Source organism: Tumebacillus algifaecis (genome assembly GCF_002243515.1).
Lineage (GTDB): Bacteria > Bacillota > Bacilli > Tumebacillales > Tumebacillaceae > Tumebacillus_A > Tumebacillus_A algifaecis.
Map to the genome: position 1 here is coordinate 1,026,658 of NZ_CP022657.1, position 20,258 is coordinate 1,046,915.

Sequence of the window (20,258 nt, forward strand, 5' to 3'; positions counted from 1 at the left end):
CTCAATTCTTTACAACCTATTATTGTACAGGCTTGCCATTCATTCCTGCTTTATAAGACAATAGGTTGAAAAGGGGGCGTGCACGGATGAAAAAGCAAACGATCTTATTTTTAGGCGCTGGCCGGATGGCGGAAGCGATCCTGTCCGGACTGTTGACACGAAAGCGAGAGAACATTGAGGAGATCATCGTCACCAACCGCTCGAATCAGGAGCGTTTGGCGGAACTGCGCGACAAGTATGGTGTGACCGCGACGAACGACTGGCGGGCGCAGGTGGAGAAAGCGGATACGATCGTGTTGGCGATGAAGCCGGGTCAGGTTCGCGAGTCGCTGATCGAACTGGGGCCGCTGGTGAACGGGCAGTTTGTGTTCACGGTGGCGGCAGGCATAGGGACAGGGATGATGGAACAGCATCTGCCCGCAGGCACGCCTGTGGCCTGGGTGATGCCAAACACGGCCGCATCACTCGGCGCTTCGGTTTCGTTGTACACGTATGGTCAAGCGGTCAAGGCGGAGCACAAAGCGGTGCTGGAAATGATCCTCGATGGCATCGGCATCTATGAGGAGTGCACCGAAGAGCAGATTCACCAACTGACGGCGGTGACAGGATCTGCTCCAGCCTTTTTATATCGCTTTGCTGAGGTGCTGGAAGAGACGGCACGTGAGTTTGGCGTGTCTGAGGAACAGGCGCGTCGGATGATCGTCGGCATGTTCTACGGATCGGCGTTGATGCTCCAACAAGGCCAGTCGCCCGCCATTTTGCGAGATGGTGTCACAACGCCGGGCGGGGCGACGGCAGCGGGGCTTCGCGTGATGGAAGAGCGCGAGTTTCCGGCGTTGCTCAAGTCGGCTGTAGAGGCGACCAATGCACGTGCCAAAGAGATGGCAAAGGAGTAGTGCGATGATCGACAAGATTCAAGCAGCGTATGACGAGATGATCGCCAACTGGAATACGATGCAGTCGAGCGACATGGACAGTGCGGGCGATGATGCCGATCGTTTTCAAAGCTCATTTTACCGATTCATCGAGGAACTGCAGGAGTGGCTGGTGACTGCGGAGCCAAAACCACGCACGGTCGATGCGGCGATGGCGTTGCCATGGCTTGCTGAGCTATACGAAGAACTGCCAGCGCCGTTGATGCTAAATTTTGAGACGGAATTGGAATTGATCGTCGAAGGCATCACCCGCGAGGAGGACGCAAGGTACGACGAATGACGAATGACGAATGACGAATGACGAATGACGAATGACGAATGACGAATGACCAAGCGGTATTAGCAACTGAGCGCATCCCGCTGCTTTTTGGCAGTTGGTGGGGCTATGAGCGGTTGAAGGGTCTGTAGGAACTGACCGTAACCGCACAGGAAGAAGGCGATGTGTATCTGCATCGCTCGGTCTTGCAACAACGCTGCAACTGTCAGTGCCGTTGCAATCAAGAATCATAGCAGCACTTGAAATCGCGTAGACGTCTCCCCAATCGCATCTGGTTCGCATAGGCTGGTAAAGCGAACGCAGATGAGGTGATCTGGGATGAAAAAAGCGCTGCTGCGCTTGGAGGATGTAGGGCCAGGCGGACATTATGAGTCGGAGGAAAGCCTGTGGAAACTGCGGGTGATCGCCGACTTTTTGTCGTCGTCCGACGTGCCGTTTCATGTGGCGATGATTCCGCGGTTCGTCAATCCACAGACCGGCTATGACAAATCGATCGCTGACCGTCGCGACCCGTATGTGCAGACATTTCTTGCGACCATGCGATATCTACAAAAGAGTGGCGGGTCGCTCGGCATGCATGGATACCGTCATCAATATGGGCAGGCGGTGTCGGGGGACGGATTTGAATTTGCTTATCGAGGATGTGCTAGCGACTGCCCACCAGACGATGCAAAACGGTCGTTTCAGGAGCGCGGTGCATTTGAACGGGCCTATGCGTCGGAGCGGATGCGGCAGGGTTTCTTGGCGGTGTTCGCATCGGGGCTTGATGTCGATTGGTTTGAAGCGCCACACTATACCGCATCGCCGACTCAGCGGCGGGTGCTGGAAGCGTGGACAGGATTGTTTTTTGAAAATGATCCGCACAGCGGCGAGATGTATCGTCGGGTGATCCACGATACGGATACTCCGCTCTATCGTGGTGCCGTGTATGTGCCGACCCCGCTGTATTATCTGGATGCGAGCAAACCGGAGCAAGACTTGAACCGGATGTGTACGGAGATCAAGCGCTTTCAGGAGCAGGACCTCGCTGGATTTTTCTATCATCCGTATCTGGAATTTCCCTTTATTCGCAAGGTGCAGGGGCGGGTGGTGTATGATGAGCGATCCTATTTGCATCGCTTGGTGCGGTGCTTTCAGCAACAGTCGTTCCACTTTGTTCCGCTGTTGTCTATGGTCAGCCTCGTTCCGTCGATGCGCCAGACCGACTTTTTCCCAGGGCTCGAAGTGTTGACTGCCGATCTGAACGGGGATGGGGTCACCGAACTGCTGGTCAGGGAGCCAAAGTCGGGGAATTGGTATGCGGCGTTCGGCAGTTTGGGCATGTACCCCTGTCGGCAAAGCGCGCCGTTTGAACCGCGGCTGGTCGCTACGGACGGTGGGAAGGGACGCGCGCTGATCGGCGATGTGAACGGAGATGGCAAGGACGATCTCGTGCTGTGGGACGCAGATGCTGGCAGGTGGCAAGTGGCGCTGAGTGACGGTGTGCGTCTTGGCCAACAGGAGCTGTGGTTGGAAGGATTCGCTAGCGGAGGATCGTGGGAAGCGTTTCTCTGCGATTGGAACGGTGACGGGCGCGATGATCTTGCCGTCTGGAACAAGCGGTCGGGCGAATGGTTTCTCGCTGTGAGCGAGGGGAGCACGTTCCGTCCGCTTCAAACTGGTGCGATCGGACATATCGATTGCGAGTGGGTGGCGCAGTTTGGCGATGTGGACGGTGACGGGCGGGATGAATGGGTGCTTTGGCACCCCCGCACAGGAACGTGGCAGGTCGGCGTGTTTCGAGGCACCCGCTTGCAGTTCAGCGACCCGCCGTGGCTGGAGCATTGGGCGGTCGGTGCGGATTGGACCGTGTTGCTCGGAGATTTTGACGGTGATGGGAAAGATGATGTGCTTGTGGTCAACCCGGAGCGCGGTGACTGGCAAATCGCACGCAGCACAGATCGCAAGTTGGTGCCAGTAGAGGCGGTGCTGCAACCGTGGGCGGCAGAGCAGGGGATGGTGCCGCTGGTCGGGACCTGGACGCGCGACGGTCGGGCTGGCGTCTGCGCTCGGCACCCGTTGTTGCATGGAGGCACGCTCGATTTTGCCGTCTCGGTGCTGGGCAAAACAAAGTCTGGATGGGACTGAAAGCACTCGGTGTGCGGCGCAGTTCGAACAGGCCTGACCAATCAAAAGAGCGCAGGGCCATTCAGCGGTCCACTGCGCTCTTTGTTTGCGAAAGGATCGGACAGACTCCTCTGGGAAATGAGGAGATCATTCGTACAGGACAGGTCCGAGCTTGTCCGCACGGTGAGCGGTCAGGCTTTCGCTTTGTTGCGTTCGATCTCTTCGGCGACTTCGTTCAGTTCGGCCCAGCGTTCGACTGCCGCTTCGAGGTCGTTTTGCAGTTGTTGCTCTTGGTCGGTCAGCTTTTGCAGATGGGTGTAATCGGTGCCGCCTTTTGCGAGTTCAGCTTGGACGGATTCGATCTGCGCTTCGATTTCGGCGATGCGTTCCTCGATCGTCTCAAACTCTTTTTGCTCTTTGTAGGTGAACTTGAGCTTTTTCGCAGGCTGGTCGTCTGCGGGAGCTTTGCTGACCGCTTTTGCTTTGACAGGTTTTTCTTTGTCGGGGAGGGTGGTTTCGCGTTCCGCCTGGTACTCGGAGTACATCCCCATGTAGGTGCGGATGTGGGCGTTCCCTTCAAAGCAGATCAACTTGTCTACCACGCGATCGAGAAAGTAACGGTCATGGGAGACGGTGACGACAGTGCCGTCAAAATGGTCCAAATAATCTTCGAGGATCGTCAGCGTCTGGATGTCGAGATCGTTGGTCGGCTCGTCCAGCAGCAGGACGTTCGGTTCGTCCATCAGTGTGCGCAACAGGTAGAGTCGGCGCTTCTCACCGCCAGAAAGTTTGGCGATCGGCGTCCATTGTGCGCTTGGCGAGAACAAAAAGCGCTCCAGCATCTGGCCAGCCGAAATCGTTTCGCCATCGCTTGTGCGGATGTAAGGGGCCGCTTCACGGATGTATTCGATCACGCGCAGTTCTTCGTTCATCTCGATGCTCTCCTGCGTGTAGTAGGCGAGCTTGACGGTGGTGCCAGTGTCAACTGTGCCGCTGTCAGGCGTGAGGTTGCCAGCGATGATGTCCATCAGGGTCGATTTGCCGCTACCGTTCTTGCCGATGATGCCGATGCGGTCGCGCGGGCCGATCAAGTAGGAGAAGTCGGAGATCAAGGTGCGGCCATCATAAGCCTTGCTGATGTGTTCCAGTTCGAACACTTTATTGCCGAGGCGTTGTGAACCGATGGCGATGTCCATCTTGCTCGCCGCTTTCTCTACCTTTTGATCGCGAAGGTTTTCGGCAAATTCGACACGGGCTTTCTGTTTGGTGGTACGAGCTTTCGCGCCGCGATGAAGCCAAGCCAGTTCACGGCGGAGCAGGTTTTGACGCTTGTCTTCGCTGGCCAGCGCCTGTTCTTCGCGTGCCGCTTTGTGCTCGAGGAAAGAGGCGTAATTGCCTTGGTAGTTGTACAAGTTGCCTTTGTCCAACTCGATGATGCGATTGGTGACGCGATCGAGGAAATAGCGGTCATGCGTGATCAAGAGCAGGGCCGATTTGCTTTTCGCCAAATAGCTTTCCAGCCACTCGACCGTTTCGTTGTCGATATGGTTGGTCGGCTCGTCGAGAATCAGCAGGTCGGACGGGCGGATCAAAGCGCGGGCCATCGCGACGCGCTTGCGCTGCCCACCGGAAAGCGTGCCGACGATGGCGCTGTAATCGGTGATGCCCAAGCGATTGAGAATCGTTTTGGCGTTGGCTTCCAGTTCCCAAGCATTGCCTGCATCCATCTCTTGGGAGAGTTTGACGAGGCGCGCTTGCAGGGCTTGGTCTTCTGGACGCAGTTCTAGATCGGCCAGCAACTGCTCATAGTCGCCAAGCAGACGCAGCAGTGGGGAACTAGCTTGGAAAACCGATTGCAGGACGGTGAGTTGATCATCAAAAATTGGGTTTTGTGGCAGGTATTCGATCGTGGTGCCGTTGGCGGTGACAATCTGGCCAGAGTCGGCCTGTTCGACGCCTGCGATCGCTTTGAGCAGCGTGGACTTGCCGGTGCCGTTGACGCCGATCAGTCCGATGCGGTCGCCTTGGTCAACGCCGAAGGTGAGGTCTTGAAACAGAACTTTTTCGCCGTATGTTTTGGTGAGTCCGATGACAGAAACGAGATTCATGTATCTCAACCTTTTCTTGTGTGCATTTTTGTAGCGTGTACTGTCTACAGTTTAGCATGAAAAAACCCGCATCGGTTAGCCCATTCGTGCAGCACACCGTTTGCGGGTCGTGATCGTTACAGAATTTCGACTGTGGGAGCGGGCCATTGTTCCAACGAATAGGCCATGCCCCAGAAAGAGAGTTCATATTGCGACGAGATCAAGAAATGTTGTTCCATACGGGCACGTTCTTCGGGCGATGCCAGTTCGGCAAGCTGGTCGAGGCGGTCGATCTGCTCTTTGACGAGCGTGTCAAACCAATCGCCGCCGTAAGCCTGAATCCATTCATGATAGATCGGCTGATCGGGCGTTGCGCCTTGCAAGCGCTGACCGATCTCCGCGTACAACCAGTAGCAGGGGAGAATGGCGGCGATGATTTCACCGAGCGTACCCGTGTAGCCGACAGACAGCAGGTGAGTGGTGTAAGCATAGGCGGTCGGAGCCGGCTTGAATGCGGCATGCTCTTCTTGACTGATACCAAGGCGGGCAGAGAAGTTCTCATGGAGCGATAATTCTGCCTCATAGGTGCCTTGCGCGTGAGCCGCCATGCGTGATGCGGTGTAGAGATCGTTTGCTCTTGCTGCACCGAGCGCTTGCACTTTGGCGTAGATCGACAGGTAGTAGGCGTCGTTGAGGATGTAGTATTTAAAAGATTCTAAGGGAAGACTGCCATCTGCGATTCCTGTGATGAAGGGGTGGTCGAAGCTGCCCTCCCAGCTTGCAGAAGCTTTGGCGCGCAACATTTCGCTAAATTTCATGTAATGATCCTCCTTAGGTTTACAATCTTAGGATGATTCCCTCCTACAAGAATAAAACAAATTGCATTACAATGGAGAGACGAATTAGGAAAGGGTTGTCCGGGCATGAAAAAGCAAACAATTTTTACCCCGCTCAAGCAAAGGTCGTTTCGGACGCTGTTTTCGGCACAGGTGTTTTCGGACACGGGGAACTGGTTTGATATTATCGCATTAAATCTGCTCGTCGCCTACCATTGGAAGATGGACATCATCGCCAACGCGGCGATCGATTTGGCGGTGGCCGTACCCTGGGTATTTTTGGGGCCACTGCTCGGGGTGTGGGCCGACCGCCTGCCGCGCAAGCCGGTGATGCTGATCTGTACGCTGTTGCGAATTGCGGTGGTGATCGGCTTTATCTTCGCTCCGAATCTTCCGGTGCTCTTGGCTTTGGTGTTTGCCAAGACGGTGTTTAGCGTGCTGTTTGATCCGGCGCGCCAAGGGTTGTTTCGACAGGTGGTGCCAGAAGCAGAACTGGCCGAAGCGACCGCGCTCAGCCAAATGTGCTCCAATGCGACCAAAATTCTCGGTCCGACGATCGGCGGCCTGTTGATGGCGGTGGCGTCGCCGACCTACGTGTTTGTGACCGAAGCGATCCTGTACGGAATTGCGTTGATTTTCCTGCTGCGCTTGCCAAACGTGAAGCTGGCAACAGTTGAGGGCAAGCAAGAGGAGAAAAATTTCTGGCGGGAATTAAAGGAAGGCATCCAGCATGTGCGGAAAAAACGGATCATGATGGTCGCGATCACGTTGGCTGCGCTCAACCTCTTTTTCGTCTTTTTGTACGATGCGTTTTTCGCACCGCTCACGCTCGCCTTGCAACTTGGACAAGTCGGGTACGGGCTGATCGTCAGTTCGTTTGGGATCGGAGCGGTGGCTGGGGCGCTGTTGTCTGGACAGTGGACGTGGTGGAAACGCAACCCGCTGCACATGATGTGTTTTGCCCTCTTGTTCGGAGGATCGATGGTGGTGGTGATCGGTCTCGGTGGAATGGGGATCATCAATGGTAGCATCGCGTTTTGGTGTGTGGTCTGCTTGTTGGTCGGTGCTCTTGGCGCTGGTAATGCGGTGCCATTTGGCTACATCTTACAGTCTGAAACACCGCCTGAATTGATGGGGCGCGTGTTCTCCGTCTCCAATGCGATGCAGGGCGTGATGCTTTTGTCAGCTCCGATGCTCGGCGTGGCGCTTGGACGATGGTTGGGCATCGGTGCGGTGTTTGCTTTTTCCGGCGTGATGCTGGTACTGACGGCGATCGCCTTCCTGATCTATATGAAGAAGAGAGACGTCCGCCCGACGCAGCCCGCACCAGTAGAGGGTATCTCGTAAGCAAAACCCTGCCAAAACTGGCAGGGCTTCTCTATTCCTCAGTCTTCATGAGCTCTTGGAGCATCGCTTCGGCCTGCTCCTGGCGGCGTTTGGTCTCCTCATGGTCGATCGTGATCGCCAAGCGGAGGACATCGCCTTCTGCCGCACCTGCTGGGAGCAGCGAACGGGGCAGATCGAACGTGCTGCGGCCTTCAAACTCGATCACTGCATACGCTTCTTCAAAACGGTCGATGATGCAAAGTCCTTGCAAAGAATTGTCCATCACAAAACACCTCCGTGACTCCGAGCATAACATGCTCTGCCTGCGAAAGTCGAACCGTTTACTAAAATTCGTCTGCGTCGTGCGGGCGTTGTTTTTTTGAACCAGCCCAGCCAGCCTGTGGTAAAATGAAGTTTATCGTTTTACGATCTAAAACAATATTATCCATCGGAGGATTTACTGAAAATGGGGATTTTCCGCAACCTGCAACGCTCCTTGCTGGTACTGTTGGCCCTGCTCGTCGTGGTTGTCAGCGGCTGCAACCTACCACAAGTTAAAACGGAAACCGAACAGGAATCTGTTGCATCCGACCTGCAATTGCAGGTACACGTTCTCGATGTCGGACAGGCCGACGCCTTCCTCATACAACTGCCAAACGGTCAAAACATGATGATCGATGCGGGGAAAAACGGAGATGGCGCAAAGGTTGTCAACTACTTAAAAGACCAAGGAGTCAGCCGCGTCGATTACTTGATCGGCACGCATCCGGATGAAGATCACATCGGCGGTCTGGACGAAGTGATCAAAAACTTTACGATCGGCAAGCTCTATATGCCGAACAAAAGCAAAACCACGGTCACCTACACCGATGTGATCAGCGCGGCTAAAGCAAAGGGGCTGACGATCACGCCTGCCAAAGCGAACACCGAGATCGTGAGCAGCACGGTGAACGACATGTCACTTCAGGCGACCTTAGTTGCTCCTGTCGCCCCGTCCTATTCGATTACCAATGATTACTCCGGTGTCATTCGCTTGAGCTATGGCACGGCGAGCATACTGTTTACAGGTGATGCGGAGCAGGCTTCTGAAGCGGATATGCTCAACTCTGGGCAAACGCTGTCGGCCAACATTTTAAAAGTGGGTCACCACGGTTCCCGCACTTCGACCAGCGATGCTTTTTTGAAAAAGGTCAATCCGTCGATCGCGGTCATCTCCAACGGCAAAGGTAATTCGTATGGCCACCCGCACGCAGAAACGATCAAAAAACTGAAAGCCCAAGGCATCAAAATTTTCCGCACCGATCAGCAAGGTACGATCATCTTCACTTCGACCGGCAAAGATTGGTCGGCCAACCAATCGCCTTGGTGGCAATAGCACAACGCATCGATCCACAAACCGTCTCGTATTCGAGGCGGTTTTGTTTTATTTCGTGACAAAAATTTCATCTATCGCACTTTGAACTATAGTACAATTGAGAAAATACTGGAAATGAGGAGTCGAATGATGAAAACAGCATTAGTCTTTGGTGGAACACGTTTTTTTGGTAAGCATCTGGTCAAAGGGTTGTTGGAGCAAGGCGTGGATGTGACGATCGCAACTCGTGGGCAAACGCAAGATGAGTATGGTGATCGTGTGCGCCGTCTGATCGTGGACCGCGGGAACAAAGAGTCGATTCTGGCGGCAGTGGGCGATCACAGCTATGATGTGGTATTTGATAACATCTGCTATTCATCGAACGAAGCGCAGATTGCGGTGGAAGTGTTTGCTGGAAAAGTTGGCCGTTACGTGTTCACCTCGACGCTGTCGGTGTACGGGCTGTCGGAAGAGCCGCACGGAGAAGCAGATTATGATGGGCGGCAAGAGCCGATCAAGTGGGGGAACGCAACCGATTTTACCTATAATGAAGGCAAACGTCAGGCCGAAGCGGTCTTTTTCCAACATGCAACGTTCCCGGTGGTCGCTCCGCGGTTTCCGGTCGTGCTCGGCGTGGATGATTACACCAAGCGTCTGAATTTGCATGTCGAGCGCGTGCAGGAAGGGTTGCCGATCGGGATGCCGTATCCCGAGTCGCGACAAGGCTTTATCAATTCGTCAGAAGCAGGGAAATTCTTGCTGTGGTGCGCGACGGCAGACATCGAGGGACCGGTCAATGCAGCGGCGAGCGGCACGGTCACGCTGCGCGAGATGATGCAATGGGTGGAGGAAGCGGTCGGCAAGCAGGCATCGATCGTGCCGGATACTGCGCCTGAGGTGCGCTCGCCCTTTGGTCTGCCCGGTTCCTATTATATGAATCTTGAGAAAGCGGAACGGGCAGGGTATGAATTTTCCAAGCTTGAAGAGTGGTTGCCGCAGTTGATTCGGGAATTGCTCTAGTCGGCAACGGTGTGGCACAGGAAAATCGTTTACAAAACAGGGAAATTATGTTTGAAATTTATTTTGAATTTCGTAGTAATTTATTTACGAAAAGATCACCAAACTTGTTCACTTTGATGTTAAAATGGAGTTAGTCTTATTCCATATGGAGGTGTTCCAGTTTGTTTTTTAAAAACAAAGCATTGAAAGTCTTGTTGACGATGGCGGTGGCGTTGCCTTTGGCTCTGCCGGTCAGCGGTGGACAAGCAGTTTTGGCAGAAGGTCCGTCCGACCCGGCTCCAGAGATCACGGCGAAAGTGGCTAACCAGAACTACGGGAAGAAAGTCCTGTTTGACAACACGCACGCGCAAACGGCGGGTGCGGCCGACTGGGTTATCAACGGCGCGTTCTCCGATTTTGGCAATGCGTTGGCAAACGATGGTTTCTATGTAAAAGAACTGCGTAAATCCACACCGATCACGTTGTCCGATCTGCAAGCTTATGATGTATTTGTTATCCCGGAAGCGAACATCCCTTATAAACAAACGGAACAAACTGCAATGTTGCAATACGTGCAAGGCGGTGGTTCGATCTTCTTCATTTCTGACCACTACAACGCAGACCGCAACAAGAACCGTTGGGATGCGTCTGAAGTGTTCAACGGCTACCGTCGTGGCGCGTGGACCAACCCGGCAAAAGGCATGAGCGCCGAAGAAGCAGCTTCCAGCGCGATGTCAGGGGTTGTTTCCTCCGACTGGCTCGGCACGAACTTTGGTGTGCGTTTCCGCTACAACGCGATTGGCGATGTGACGGCAAACAACATCGTGGCACCTTCCCAGGCGTTTGGCATCACAGCAGGCGTTTCAACCGTGGCGATGCATGCGGGTTCCACCGTGGCGATTCTCGACCCGAACAAGGCAAAAGGGATCGTCTACCTGCCGAATACTACCGCAAAATGGAGCAGCGCAGTAGACCAAGGCGTTTACAACGGCGGTGGCGTGGCGGAAGGTCCTTATGCGGCCGTCGCCAAAGTCTCGCTCGGAAAAGCTGCTTTTATCGGTGACTCCTCGCCGGTCGAGGACGTTTCGCCGCGTTACCTGCGTGAAGAGAATGGGTCCAGCAAGACCACCTACGCTGGCTGGCAAGAGCAAAACGATGCGACCCTGATGGTCAACATCGTCAACTGGCTGGCTACCAAAGAAAACTACACCGCACTGAACCAAGTGTCTGGCTTGGTGCTCGATACAGCGACCACACTGCTGTCGATGGAAACTCCTTCCCTTTCGACCGAACCGATGACCGAGCCGTGGGCTGCTCCGGCTGCTGGCTACAAATGGTGGGACCCGACGACCTTTAAAACCGGCTCCTACGGTGCAACCTCTTCGACACCGCCTGTGACTTCCGGCTTCTCGTTCGTACGCCAAGCAACACTGCCGAACGCTTATGAGTTCCAGATCAAAGTGGTGGCAGACGGACTTGCTGCGAACTCCACGACCTCTAACTACAACATCGGGATCTACAACGGTAGCGGCACACAAGTAGCTTTGACCAAAAACAGCAGCGGTACTTGGCCGACCACGTATGGCTACAGCGAGAACTTTTCGCTGACCGCTAACAGTGCCGGACATGCAGAAAAAATCTTGACCATGAAAATCAAGCCGGGCACGACAGGTGCTGCCAACCTGCGCCTGCGTCAGAACACCACCGCGAAAATCACCGAAGCGGTGACCATTGGCAACGTGCTGGCAGAACCGCTGCCGTAGAACACCAAAAAGCCCTTCCCTTTGACCTGGGGAAGGGCTTTTTTTGATGATCGGATCATGTCGAATCGATTGAAATTTACATTACTACGTTAACTTTTAGTAATACTGTCCTGCGAAATTCTCTAATTTACAAAAAACTCACCAATTCTGTCACGCGAGATGCTAGAATAGTAACTGAGGGTGCTTTTGGATACAATACAAGCACAACTTATTGTGGAGGTGTAGGATGTTTACCTTTAAGAGCAAAGCGATGAAGGTGCTTCTCGCGATGACCCTGGCGTTCCCGCTCCCGGCTGCTGCAACGTTGACCTATGGCAACGTGGCATTGGCAGAGGGCCCGAACGATCCAGCTCCGGTGATCGCAGCAAAAGTGGTCAATGAGAATGCTGGCAAGAAGATCCTGTTTGACAACACGCACGGTCAGACGGCCGGCGCGGCAGACTGGGTGATCGACGGCGGGTTCTCCGACTTCGGGAACGCATTGGCAAACAATGGGTACTACGTGAAAGAACTGCGTAAGACCACCCCGATCACGTTGGCTGATCTGCAAGACTACGATGTATTTGTTATTGGGGAAGCAAATAATCCTTACAAGAACTCTGAGCAGGCTGCAATGCTGCAGTACGTGCAAAACGGCGGCTCGATCTTCTTTATCGGCGACCACTACAATGCAGACCGCAACAAAAACCGTTGGGATGCGAATGAAGCGTTCAACGGCTACCGTCGCGGTGCATGGGAAGACCCGGCGAAGGGCATGAACGCTGAAGAGCGCGCTTCTGCTCAAATGCAGGATGTCACCTCGTCCGACTGGCTCGGCAGCAACTTCGGGATTCGCTTCCGCTACAACGCGCTGGGCGACTTGAATGCAAGCAACATCGTAGCACCGAGCCAAGCGTTTGGTATTACGCAAGGTGTGAACAGTGTCGCGATGCATGCTGGTTCGACGCTTGCCATCCTCGATCCGAACAAAGCAAAAGGTCTCGTCTACGTGCCGCAAACCAACCAAAAATGGGGTAGCGCGGTAGACCAAGGCGTATACAACGGCGGCGGCGTGGCAGAAGGCCCGTATGCGGCAATCTCCAAGGTTGGCGCGGGCAAAGCAGGTTTCATCGGCGACTCTTCTCCGGTAGAGGATGCAACTCCGAAATATGTTCGTGAAGAAAATGGCTCTAAGAAAACAACCTATGATGGTTTTAAAGAGCAAGATGATGCTAAGCTTCTTGTGAATATGGTAAACTGGCTGGCGAAAAAAGAATCCTACACCTCTTTCGCTGATACGGGCATCACGCTCGACCAGCCGACCAAACTGCTGCCGATGGAAAACCCGCAAACTTCCACCGAGCCGCAACCGGAACCGTGGGCAGCTCCGGCAGCAGGCTATAAATGGTATGATCCGTCTACATTTAAATCAGGTTCCTATGGCGCGTCGGGCACCACAACGACTCCGAACCCAGGGAACGCATCTTATTCGACTGTACACCAAGCACAACTCCCGGCAAACGCAGTGTTCCCGGTGCGTGTTGTCGCTGACAACCTCGCTCCGAACTCGACTGTGTCGGGCTTCAACATCGGCATTTTCTTGAACGGTGGCACGCAGGTTGCACAAGTGCAAAATGCGGACGGCACCTGGCCGACTGCTTATGGCTACTCGTCCCAGTTTTCGATGACGGCTGATGCGCTCGGCCACGCTTCGAAAGTACTGAATGTTCGTCTCAAGCCGGGCACAGCGCTTGGCGCTGCCAGCCTGCGCCTCCGTACAGCTTCGACCAACCTGATGACCGAAGCGGTCACTATCGCAGATGTTCCGGCCGAAACACTGCCGGATGATCAAACGCCGGTACCGGCGAAGATCACGCTTGAAGAAGCGCGCACCAAAGCGGCTGGCACCATCGTCACCGTTGAAGGTGTGATCACGACCGAACCGGGCGTATTTGGCGGCCAAGGTTTCTACCTGCAAGACGAAACGGGCGGCATCTACGTGTTCCAAACCAAGTCCGGTTTCCATGCCGGCGATCGCATTAAAATCAGTGCAAGCACCGAAGTATTCAACACCGAACTGGAATTGATCGATCCGATCGAGATCACCAAGATCGACACGACCGAGATTCCGGCTGCTAAAGTTGTGAACGCAGTAGACGCGACCAACCAAGGACAACGCGTCACCCTTGAACAAGTCCGTATCGAAAACCTGCACGAAGTAATTACGGGTGGAACGTTTGAATTTAACGTGGTTGGCGCAAACGGCACTACGCTCGTTCGCGTGGATGGCCGCTCCGGCATTACGCTCGGCAACTTCCCGTACCAAGACGGCCAAGTTGTTAACATCTCCGGCGTGTCCGCGATCTTCAAAGGCGCGTTCCAACTGAAGCCGACCTCGCTGAACGACTTTGTTGTTGCTGACTCTGTGGCTCCGGTTACAGAAGCTGCAACTTCCGGTACTGCGAATGCGAACGGCTGGTACAACCAAGATGTAACGATCACCTTGACCGCTACTGACAACTCGGGCGTAGCACGCACCGAGTACAAAATCGCAGATGGCGAATGGACGGAGTACACCGCACCGATCGCTGTGACGACCGAAGGCACTCACACGATCGCGTACCGCTCTGTTGACGTGAACGGCAACGTAGAGGCTGACCAGTCTCTGACCGTCAAGCTCGACAAAACCATCCCGACCATCCACATCAAACAATCGGGTGGCGATCTGCGCAACGTGTCGATCGACGAGAGCGTTTCCTTCTCGGTAGATGCGACCGACGCTACTTCTGGTGTTGCTTCTGTACAGCTGTACCTCGATGATCACCTGATCAACCAGAACTCCGAACTGAGCGCGCAAAGCCTCGGCCTCGGCGTCCACACACTGCGCGTGCGCGTGCTGGACAACGCTGACAACCAGTATGAAGGCACCTTCCTCTTCCTCGTGGAAACCAGCTTTGCTGCCACCGAGAAACTGGTCAATCAGTTGTACAACAACGGCGAGATGAAAAACAATGGTATCAAGACTTCGATCCTGGCTCGCCTGGATGCTGCAAAACATCTTGTTACCCTGAAGAAAACCGATCTCGCAAAACAACAACTGCAATCCCTGCAAGACAGCATCAATCAATTCAAAAAAGTGGGTCATATCTCCGCTTCTGGCGCTGACCTGCTCAATGCGAGCCTGAAAGCTTTGATCGCAAGCGATCTGAAGTAAGGCAATGTCTTGAAGCGAAGCCACGCAGCAACAACTGCGTGGCTTTTTCATATTGCTACTGGACAATTCGTATTATTTTCTGTAAATTTAAACAGTAAACACAAGTTGTAAATGGGAAACGGAGGTTAATGGATGTCAACCGAAAAGATACACCAGACAGCGAATGATTTTAACACCTACGTGCGTCGAATGAAGCAGCTGCACGAAGCGATCCAACTCATCCAATGGGACATGAGCGCTCTGATCCCGAAACAAGGTGTCGCACAGCGGGCAGAAGTGGTCGGGATGTTGTCGGGCGATCTGTTTCAGATGCAGACGTCCGATCAGATGGGCGAGTACCTCGACGTTTTGAGTCGCCCTGAAGCGATGGAACTGCTTGATCCGATCACACGGGCCTCCGTTTTGGATCGCAAGACAGAATATGACCGCGACAAGAGCATTCCGCCTGAGAAATTTCGTGAGTATGTCGTGCTGACTCAGACGGCTGAAAGCGCTTGGGACGATGCCAAGCGGAACAACGATTTTGAGATCTTCCGCCCGTATCTGGAGCAGATCGTCGCGATCTTGCGCGAATTTATTGAGATTTGGGGCTATAAAGAGAACAAGTATGACGCTCTGCTCAGCAAATATGAGCCAGGTCTGACCGTCGCCAAGCTCGATACGATCTTCGGGGGACTGCGCGAGAAGACGATCGATCTCTTGCGCCGCGTGACGGAGCAAAAACAGGTGAACCGCTCCTTCCTGCATCAGCCGTTCCCGCGCGACGTGCAGTACCGGTACTCCCGTCATATGCTCGATGCGCTCGGCTTTGATTTTAGCAAAGGGCGCTTCGATGAAAGCCCGCATCCGTTTGCGATCGGACTTAATCCGAACGATGTGCGGATCACGACGTTTTATTATGACAATGACATCACTGCGTCGCTGTTTGGCACGATCCACGAATTCGGCCATGCGATATACGAGCAGAACATTTCGCACGACCTGATCGGCACGTTCTTGTGCACAGGTACGTCGATGGGGATTCATGAATCACAATCGCGTTTTTGGGAAAACATGATTGGTAGAGGCCGTGAGTTCTGGCAACATCATTTCGCTTCGTTAGTCGAGCATTTCCCGGCGCAGTTTGCAGGTGTGAGCGCAGAGGATTACTTCAAAGCGATCAACTTTGTCGAGCCTTCCCTGATCCGTGTTGATGCGGATGAATTAACATACAACTTGCACATCATGCTCCGCTATGAGATTGAAAAAGACCTGATCAATGGCAAGATCGAAGTCAAAGACCTGCCGGAGATCTGGGCCGATAAGATCGAGGAGTATGTGGGCGTTCGACCCGATTCGCACGCGACCGGAGTCTTGCAGGACATCCATTGGTCTGGCGGCGCGTTTGGCTACTTCTCCTCCTACTCGCTTGGCAACATCTATGCCGCACAGCTCGAACATGCGATGCAAAAAGAGATTCCGAACTATCGTGAGCAGGTGGCAGCAGGTGATGTGACGCAGGTGCTGGCTTGGATGAACGAAAAAGTCTACAAGCATGGCAAATTGCTCACGCCTGGTGAAATCATGCTGCAAGCGACTGGAGAAGAGATTAACTCTGAGTATTTGGTCGCCTATCTTGAGAGCAAATTTAAAGAAATTTATGGAATTTAATTCCTAATTGATTTGACACTCTTTACAAACAGTGGTACACTAGTATTGTCTCAAAAAGCACCATTATTAGTTCGGAAATTGCAGTGCTCGAAAGTGAGTCGGTGCATTTTGAATCGGGCGAAATGGTAGCTAATATTTCGTCTTTTATGGACGTATCAGGAGGTCTATCACCATGGAAACAAAAGGTACTGTTAAGTGGTTCAACGCAGAAAAAGGTTACGGTTTCATCACTGCTGAAGGTGGCGAAGATGTATTCGTACATTTCTCCGCAATCAAAGCAGACGGCTTCAAAACCCTCGAAGAAGGCCAAAACGTTACTTTTGAAATCGTAGATGGCAACCGCGGTCCGCAAGCATCTAACGTTGAAAAAGCGTAAGCTTTCGTCAAATGACAAATTTTAACCAGCGAATCTTTGGATTCGCTGGTTTTTTGTATAGCCGATGCTGGCAATCTAAAGCAAAGCGCCGTTCCCACAGGGAACGGCGCTTGTTGTGTTAGTGTAGCAATTGTTGTTGTTCTTTACGGTGTGTGCGCAGGAAGAACAGTTCGTAGATGACCGGGACGATGATCAAGGTGAGCAACGTCGAGGTCGTGAGGCCACCGATGACGACGACGGCGAGACCTTTGGAGATCAGACTGCCCTCTGCGGTGGTGAAGGCCAACGGCAGAAGCGCACAGATCGTGGCAAAGGCGGTCATCAGGATCGGACGCAGACGGGTCTTGCCGCCTTCGATCAAGGAATCACGGATAGTCAAGCCGCGTTCACGGTTTTGCACGACACGGTCAACGAGCACGATGGCGTTGGTGACGACAATCCCGATCAGCATCAGAATACCGATCATCGCTGAGACGGACAACGGTTCATTCAAGAGGTACAGACCGATGAATGCGCCAGTCGGCACGAACAGCAGCGAGGACAGGATGACGAATGGAATTCGAGCTTGCCCGAAGGTGAACAGCATCACGAGGTAGACGAGGCCGACTGCGATTCCCATCGCCATGCCGAGCTCTTGGAACGTTTTCACCGTCTCGTCGGTGCCGCCGCCAGCTTCCAGTGAAACATCATCGGGCAGGTCGAGATCGGCGACCGCCGCTTTGACTGCGACTGCTGTCTGTTGCACGTTGTCGGTGGTTACGATGGCCGAGACGCGAGCAAACACTTTGCTGTCTAGCTTTTGAATCGAGGTGACGCTTTCCACCTCTTGGATGTTGGCGATCTCTTTGAGTTGAATCGGGCCTTTGGTGCCAAAGACGATCAACTCTTCCAGTTCGCTTTTCGAAGCGAGCGGCTTGTCGTAGGTCAACTGCAAACTACGCTCTTCGCCATCCAGTTTCAGTGTGCCAACGGAGACCGGGCGCGTGCGGTCGGCGGTGATACCAAGCACCGTATAGGCCGCAACGCCTGCTTCGGACGCTTTGTCCGGATTGATCTTGATCACCCATTGGCGTTGTTTTTCTTTCATGTTGTTGGTGACATATTTCAGGTCATCGCGCTGTTTCAACTGTTCTTCTACCAGTTTGGAAGCGGTCATCAGCGCGTCGATGTTGTTCGAGTACAAGTCGATGTCGAGGTTGTTGTTGGACGTTGGGCCGCCGGTGGACATCTCTTGCACGGAGACGATCGCTTTGTCGGAGATCCCTTTGGCGAGGGTGCCGATTTTCTCTTCGATCGTCTTGATCTCTTCGGCGGTGTTCGCCGTTTCGTCAAGCATGATCACGTAGGAAGCGATATTTTCCTTTTTCAAGCCGGTCATGTAATCGCGCGAGCCGATTCCGACGAACACATCGGCGATCGCGTCGCGTGTCTTCAGCATCTCTTCGATCTTCAAGGAAACTTCGTTCGTTTTTTCCAAAACGGTAGAAGCGGGCAAGGTGACGCTCGCAGAGACGATCTTCACCTTTTCGTTCGGCAGGAAGACAAAGCCGAGCTGGGTGGTCAGGCCAAGCGAGCCAACCAACAGCGGGATACAGATGGCGAATACGACCCACTTTTTGCGGAGTGAGAAGCGCAGTACACGCTCGTAAAAGCGCTGCAACGGCCCTTCTGTCTCCTCATGCTTGATTTTGGAGAACGAGAAGCGGGCCAGCACTGGCGTCAGGGTGATCGAGACGACAAGCGATGCCAACAGCGCGTAGACGATGGTCAGCGCAAACGGCAAGAAGAACTCTCCAGTCATGCCGCCGACAAAGCCGAGCGGCAGGAAGACGACCACCGTTGTCAAGGTGGAGGAGGTGATCGCTTTGAGCATCTCTTTGGTCGCCACGATGGTCAATTCGGTCTTGTCGAGACCTTCTGTGTTGTGTTTCATGCGGCGGAAGATGTTCTCGATGACGACGATCGAGTCATCGACGACACGGCCTACTGCGACGGCCATCCCGCCCAGCGTCATGATGTTCAACGTGATGTTCGACTGCGCAAGGAAGATCGACGAAACGAGGAGCGACAGCGGAATCGAAAGCACGGCGATGATCGTCGCGCGCAGATTGCGCAAGAAGAGCAACACGGCAAGAGAAGCGAACAGCGCGCCGAGCAAGCCTTCTTTGATCAGCGAGTTGACCGACTGTTCGATGCCTTCCGATTGGTCAAACACGATGTCATACTCGACTCGATCACTGAAGTCCTTGAGCATTTCACGAGTCTTTTGTGCGATTTCCACCGTGTTGGCATCTTGTTTTTTGGTCACGGTGATCGCGAGGCTGTCTTTGTCATTAAAGCGGTTGATCTCCGGCTTTGCGGTGATCGTTTTGATGTTGGCAACATCTTTCAAGGTAATGATCGGCGCGGTGGGGGCCTTTGCAGATCCGCCCGGCGTAGTGGGAACAGCTGGGACTGGTACGTCGAGCTGTAAGTTTTTCAGATCATTAAGCGTTGACAGTTCTTCGACCACGCGGATTGGGATCAAAACCGAATCATCGGTGACCGATCCAGCTGGCATCGAGACGTACTTTGCTTTGATCTGTTCCTGAATCTTTTGCAGTGACAGACCGTATTTGCCAGCCTCTGCTAAGTTAACTTCGATCTCAACCAGTTCTTCTGCAGTTCCACCGAGGGCGACTGACGCAACACCCGGAATTTTTTCCAAAGCTGGTTTGAGCTCGTCGATGAGCAGGCTTTGTAGGTCCTGACCGTCATTTGCAAACGCGACGGCGCTGAGGATCGGGAACGTGCCAAAGGAAAAGCGTTGCACGGCCGGTTCGACCCGCTCCGGCAGATGAGTTTCGCGCAGCAGGTCCTGCACCTTTTGTTCCATGTCATCCATGTTGGTGCCGATTGGGAAGGTGAGTTGGATGAGCGAGGCGCTTTCGAAGGACTGCGAGGTCATCTTGTCGAGACGATCTAGCTTTTTCAACTGCGTCTCCAACTTGGCAGTAACCTGCTCATTAACATCTTCCGGCGAGGCGCCCGGATAGATCGCATTGATCGATAGCTGGGGGAACTCGATGTTCGGCAGCATCTCGACTTTTAAAGTTTGAAACGCATACGTTCCGCCAAAGATCAGCAGAAACGAAAGAATGAAGATTGCCACAGGGTTTTTCAGCGAAACCCGCGTTAAGAAGTTCATGTTTCCGAACCTTCCTCTCCGAACCAGATTCATATGTGTATGCTCACATAATTTCGTAAATATCATAACATTGGAGTCAATTGGAAGCAACTTATTATGTATAAGATTTGTATAGGATATTGTCGTTAGATGTATAGATTCTTAACACCGGGCAGGGAGGCCGGCGTGT

General features: G+C 53.6%; 14 protein-coding genes. 10 read left to right on the forward strand and 4 right to left on the reverse strand.

The window, feature by feature from the left end:
- Positions 1 to 86: 86 nt before the first annotated feature.
- From proC to CIG75_RS04570, 3 genes are all read left to right on the forward strand, one after another.
- Positions 87 to 896, forward strand: coding sequence for a pyrroline-5-carboxylate reductase (gene proC, locus CIG75_RS04560; RefSeq protein WP_094235578.1), 810 nt, complete (start codon positions 87 to 89; stop codon positions 894 to 896).
- A 4-nt stretch (positions 897 to 900) separates the two neighbouring features.
- Complete coding sequence (locus CIG75_RS04565) at positions 901 to 1,215, forward strand: hypothetical protein (protein WP_094235579.1); 315 nt, start codon at positions 901 to 903, stop codon at positions 1,213 to 1,215.
- A 315-nt stretch (positions 1,216 to 1,530) separates the two neighbouring features.
- Positions 1,531 to 3,339, forward strand: a complete 1,809-nt coding sequence (locus CIG75_RS04570) for a DUF2334 domain-containing protein (protein WP_094235580.1) — start codon at positions 1,531 to 1,533, stop codon at positions 3,337 to 3,339.
- Positions 3,340 to 3,509: 170 nt separating this feature from the next.
- On the opposite strand, the gene CIG75_RS04575 is transcribed toward CIG75_RS04570, so the two are convergent.
- Both CIG75_RS04575 and tenA read right to left on the reverse strand, forming a co-directional pair.
- Positions 3,510 to 5,426, reverse strand: coding sequence for an ABC-F family ATP-binding cassette domain-containing protein (locus tag CIG75_RS04575; RefSeq protein ID WP_094235581.1), 1,917 nt, complete (start codon positions 5,424 to 5,426; stop codon positions 3,510 to 3,512).
- Between the two features lie 116 nt (positions 5,427 to 5,542).
- Positions 5,543 to 6,223, reverse strand: coding sequence for a thiaminase II (gene tenA, locus CIG75_RS04580; protein WP_094235582.1), 681 nt, complete (start codon positions 6,221 to 6,223; stop codon positions 5,543 to 5,545).
- Positions 6,224 to 6,328: 105 nt separating this feature from the next.
- Between tenA and CIG75_RS04585 the strand changes: the two genes are divergently transcribed.
- Entirely contained in the window at positions 6,329 to 7,588 is a 1,260-nt protein-coding gene (locus tag CIG75_RS04585) for an MFS transporter (protein ID WP_094235583.1), read from the forward strand.
- A gap of 31 nt (positions 7,589 to 7,619) precedes the next feature.
- Here the strand turns inward: CIG75_RS04585 and CIG75_RS04590 are convergent, their stop codons facing one another.
- A complete protein-coding gene (locus CIG75_RS04590) occupies positions 7,620 to 7,850 on the reverse strand; it encodes a DUF3006 domain-containing protein (RefSeq protein ID WP_227874360.1) in 231 nt (76 codons plus the stop codon).
- A gap of 183 nt (positions 7,851 to 8,033) precedes the next feature.
- Between CIG75_RS04590 and CIG75_RS04595 the strand changes: the two genes are divergently transcribed.
- The 6 genes from CIG75_RS04595 (at position 8,034) to CIG75_RS04620 (ending at position 16,902) form a co-directional block, all read left to right on the forward strand.
- A complete protein-coding gene (locus tag CIG75_RS04595) occupies positions 8,034 to 8,942 on the forward strand; it encodes a ComEC/Rec2 family competence protein (RefSeq protein ID WP_094235584.1) in 909 nt (302 codons plus the stop codon).
- 126 nt (positions 8,943 to 9,068) lie between these two features.
- On the forward strand, positions 9,069 to 9,941 hold the full coding sequence (locus tag CIG75_RS04600; RefSeq protein ID WP_322348602.1) for an NAD-dependent epimerase/dehydratase family protein: 873 nt from the start codon (positions 9,069 to 9,071) through the stop codon (positions 9,939 to 9,941).
- A gap of 200 nt (positions 9,942 to 10,141) precedes the next feature.
- Entirely contained in the window at positions 10,142 to 11,683 is a 1,542-nt protein-coding gene (locus tag CIG75_RS04605) for a DNA-binding protein (protein ID WP_094238340.1), read from the forward strand.
- A gap of 226 nt (positions 11,684 to 11,909) precedes the next feature.
- Entirely contained in the window at positions 11,910 to 14,876 is a 2,967-nt protein-coding gene (locus tag CIG75_RS21170; protein ID WP_407701272.1) for an OmpL47-type beta-barrel domain-containing protein, read from the forward strand.
- Positions 14,877 to 15,008: 132 nt separating this feature from the next.
- The gene (locus CIG75_RS04615) at positions 15,009 to 16,526 is read left to right on the forward strand and encodes a carboxypeptidase M32 (RefSeq protein WP_094235586.1); all 1,518 of its coding nucleotides are present in this window, start codon (positions 15,009 to 15,011) and stop codon (positions 16,524 to 16,526) included.
- A gap of 172 nt (positions 16,527 to 16,698) precedes the next feature.
- On the forward strand, positions 16,699 to 16,902 hold the full coding sequence (locus tag CIG75_RS04620; protein ID WP_094235587.1) for a cold-shock protein: 204 nt from the start codon (positions 16,699 to 16,701) through the stop codon (positions 16,900 to 16,902).
- Positions 16,903 to 17,020: 118 nt separating this feature from the next.
- Here the strand turns inward: CIG75_RS04620 and CIG75_RS04625 are convergent, their stop codons facing one another.
- A complete protein-coding gene (locus CIG75_RS04625; RefSeq protein ID WP_094235588.1) occupies positions 17,021 to 20,089 on the reverse strand; it encodes an efflux RND transporter permease subunit in 3,069 nt (1,022 codons plus the stop codon).
- Positions 20,090 to 20,258 lie beyond the last annotated feature (169 nt).

What these genes read in the sequence shown, in the direction of transcription:
- CIG75_RS04565 (WP_094235579.1), top strand. Translation starts at nt 901, where the DNA reads ATGATCGACAAGATTCAAGCAGCGTATGACGAGATGATCGCCAACTGG.
- CIG75_RS04590 (WP_227874360.1), bottom strand. Translation starts at nt 7,850, where the DNA reads ATGGACAATTCTTTGCAAGGACTTTGCATCATCGACCGTTTTGAAGAA.
- CIG75_RS04570 (WP_094235580.1), top strand. Translation starts at nt 1,531, where the DNA reads ATGAAAAAAGCGCTGCTGCGCTTGGAGGATGTAGGGCCAGGCGGACAT.
- CIG75_RS04585 (WP_094235583.1), top strand. Translation starts at nt 6,329, where the DNA reads ATGAAAAAGCAAACAATTTTTACCCCGCTCAAGCAAAGGTCGTTTCGG.
- proC (WP_094235578.1), top strand. Translation starts at nt 87, where the DNA reads ATGAAAAAGCAAACGATCTTATTTTTAGGCGCTGGCCGGATGGCGGAA.
- CIG75_RS04615 (WP_094235586.1), top strand. Translation starts at nt 15,009, where the DNA reads ATGTCAACCGAAAAGATACACCAGACAGCGAATGATTTTAACACCTAC.
- CIG75_RS04620 (WP_094235587.1), top strand. Translation starts at nt 16,699, where the DNA reads ATGGAAACAAAAGGTACTGTTAAGTGGTTCAACGCAGAAAAAGGTTAC.
- CIG75_RS04625 (WP_094235588.1), bottom strand. Translation starts at nt 20,089, where the DNA reads ATGAACTTCTTAACGCGGGTTTCGCTGAAAAACCCTGTGGCAATCTTC.
- tenA (WP_094235582.1), bottom strand. Translation starts at nt 6,223, where the DNA reads ATGAAATTTAGCGAAATGTTGCGCGCCAAAGCTTCTGCAAGCTGGGAG.
- CIG75_RS04575 (WP_094235581.1), bottom strand. Translation starts at nt 5,426, where the DNA reads ATGAATCTCGTTTCTGTCATCGGACTCACCAAAACATACGGCGAAAAA.
- CIG75_RS21170 (WP_407701272.1), top strand. Translation starts at nt 11,910, where the DNA reads ATGTTTACCTTTAAGAGCAAAGCGATGAAGGTGCTTCTCGCGATGACC.
- CIG75_RS04605 (WP_094238340.1), top strand. Translation starts at nt 10,142, where the DNA reads ATGGCGGTGGCGTTGCCTTTGGCTCTGCCGGTCAGCGGTGGACAAGCA.
- CIG75_RS04595 (WP_094235584.1), top strand. Translation starts at nt 8,034, where the DNA reads ATGGGGATTTTCCGCAACCTGCAACGCTCCTTGCTGGTACTGTTGGCC.
- CIG75_RS04600 (WP_322348602.1), top strand. Translation starts at nt 9,069, where the DNA reads ATGATGAAAACAGCATTAGTCTTTGGTGGAACACGTTTTTTTGGTAAG.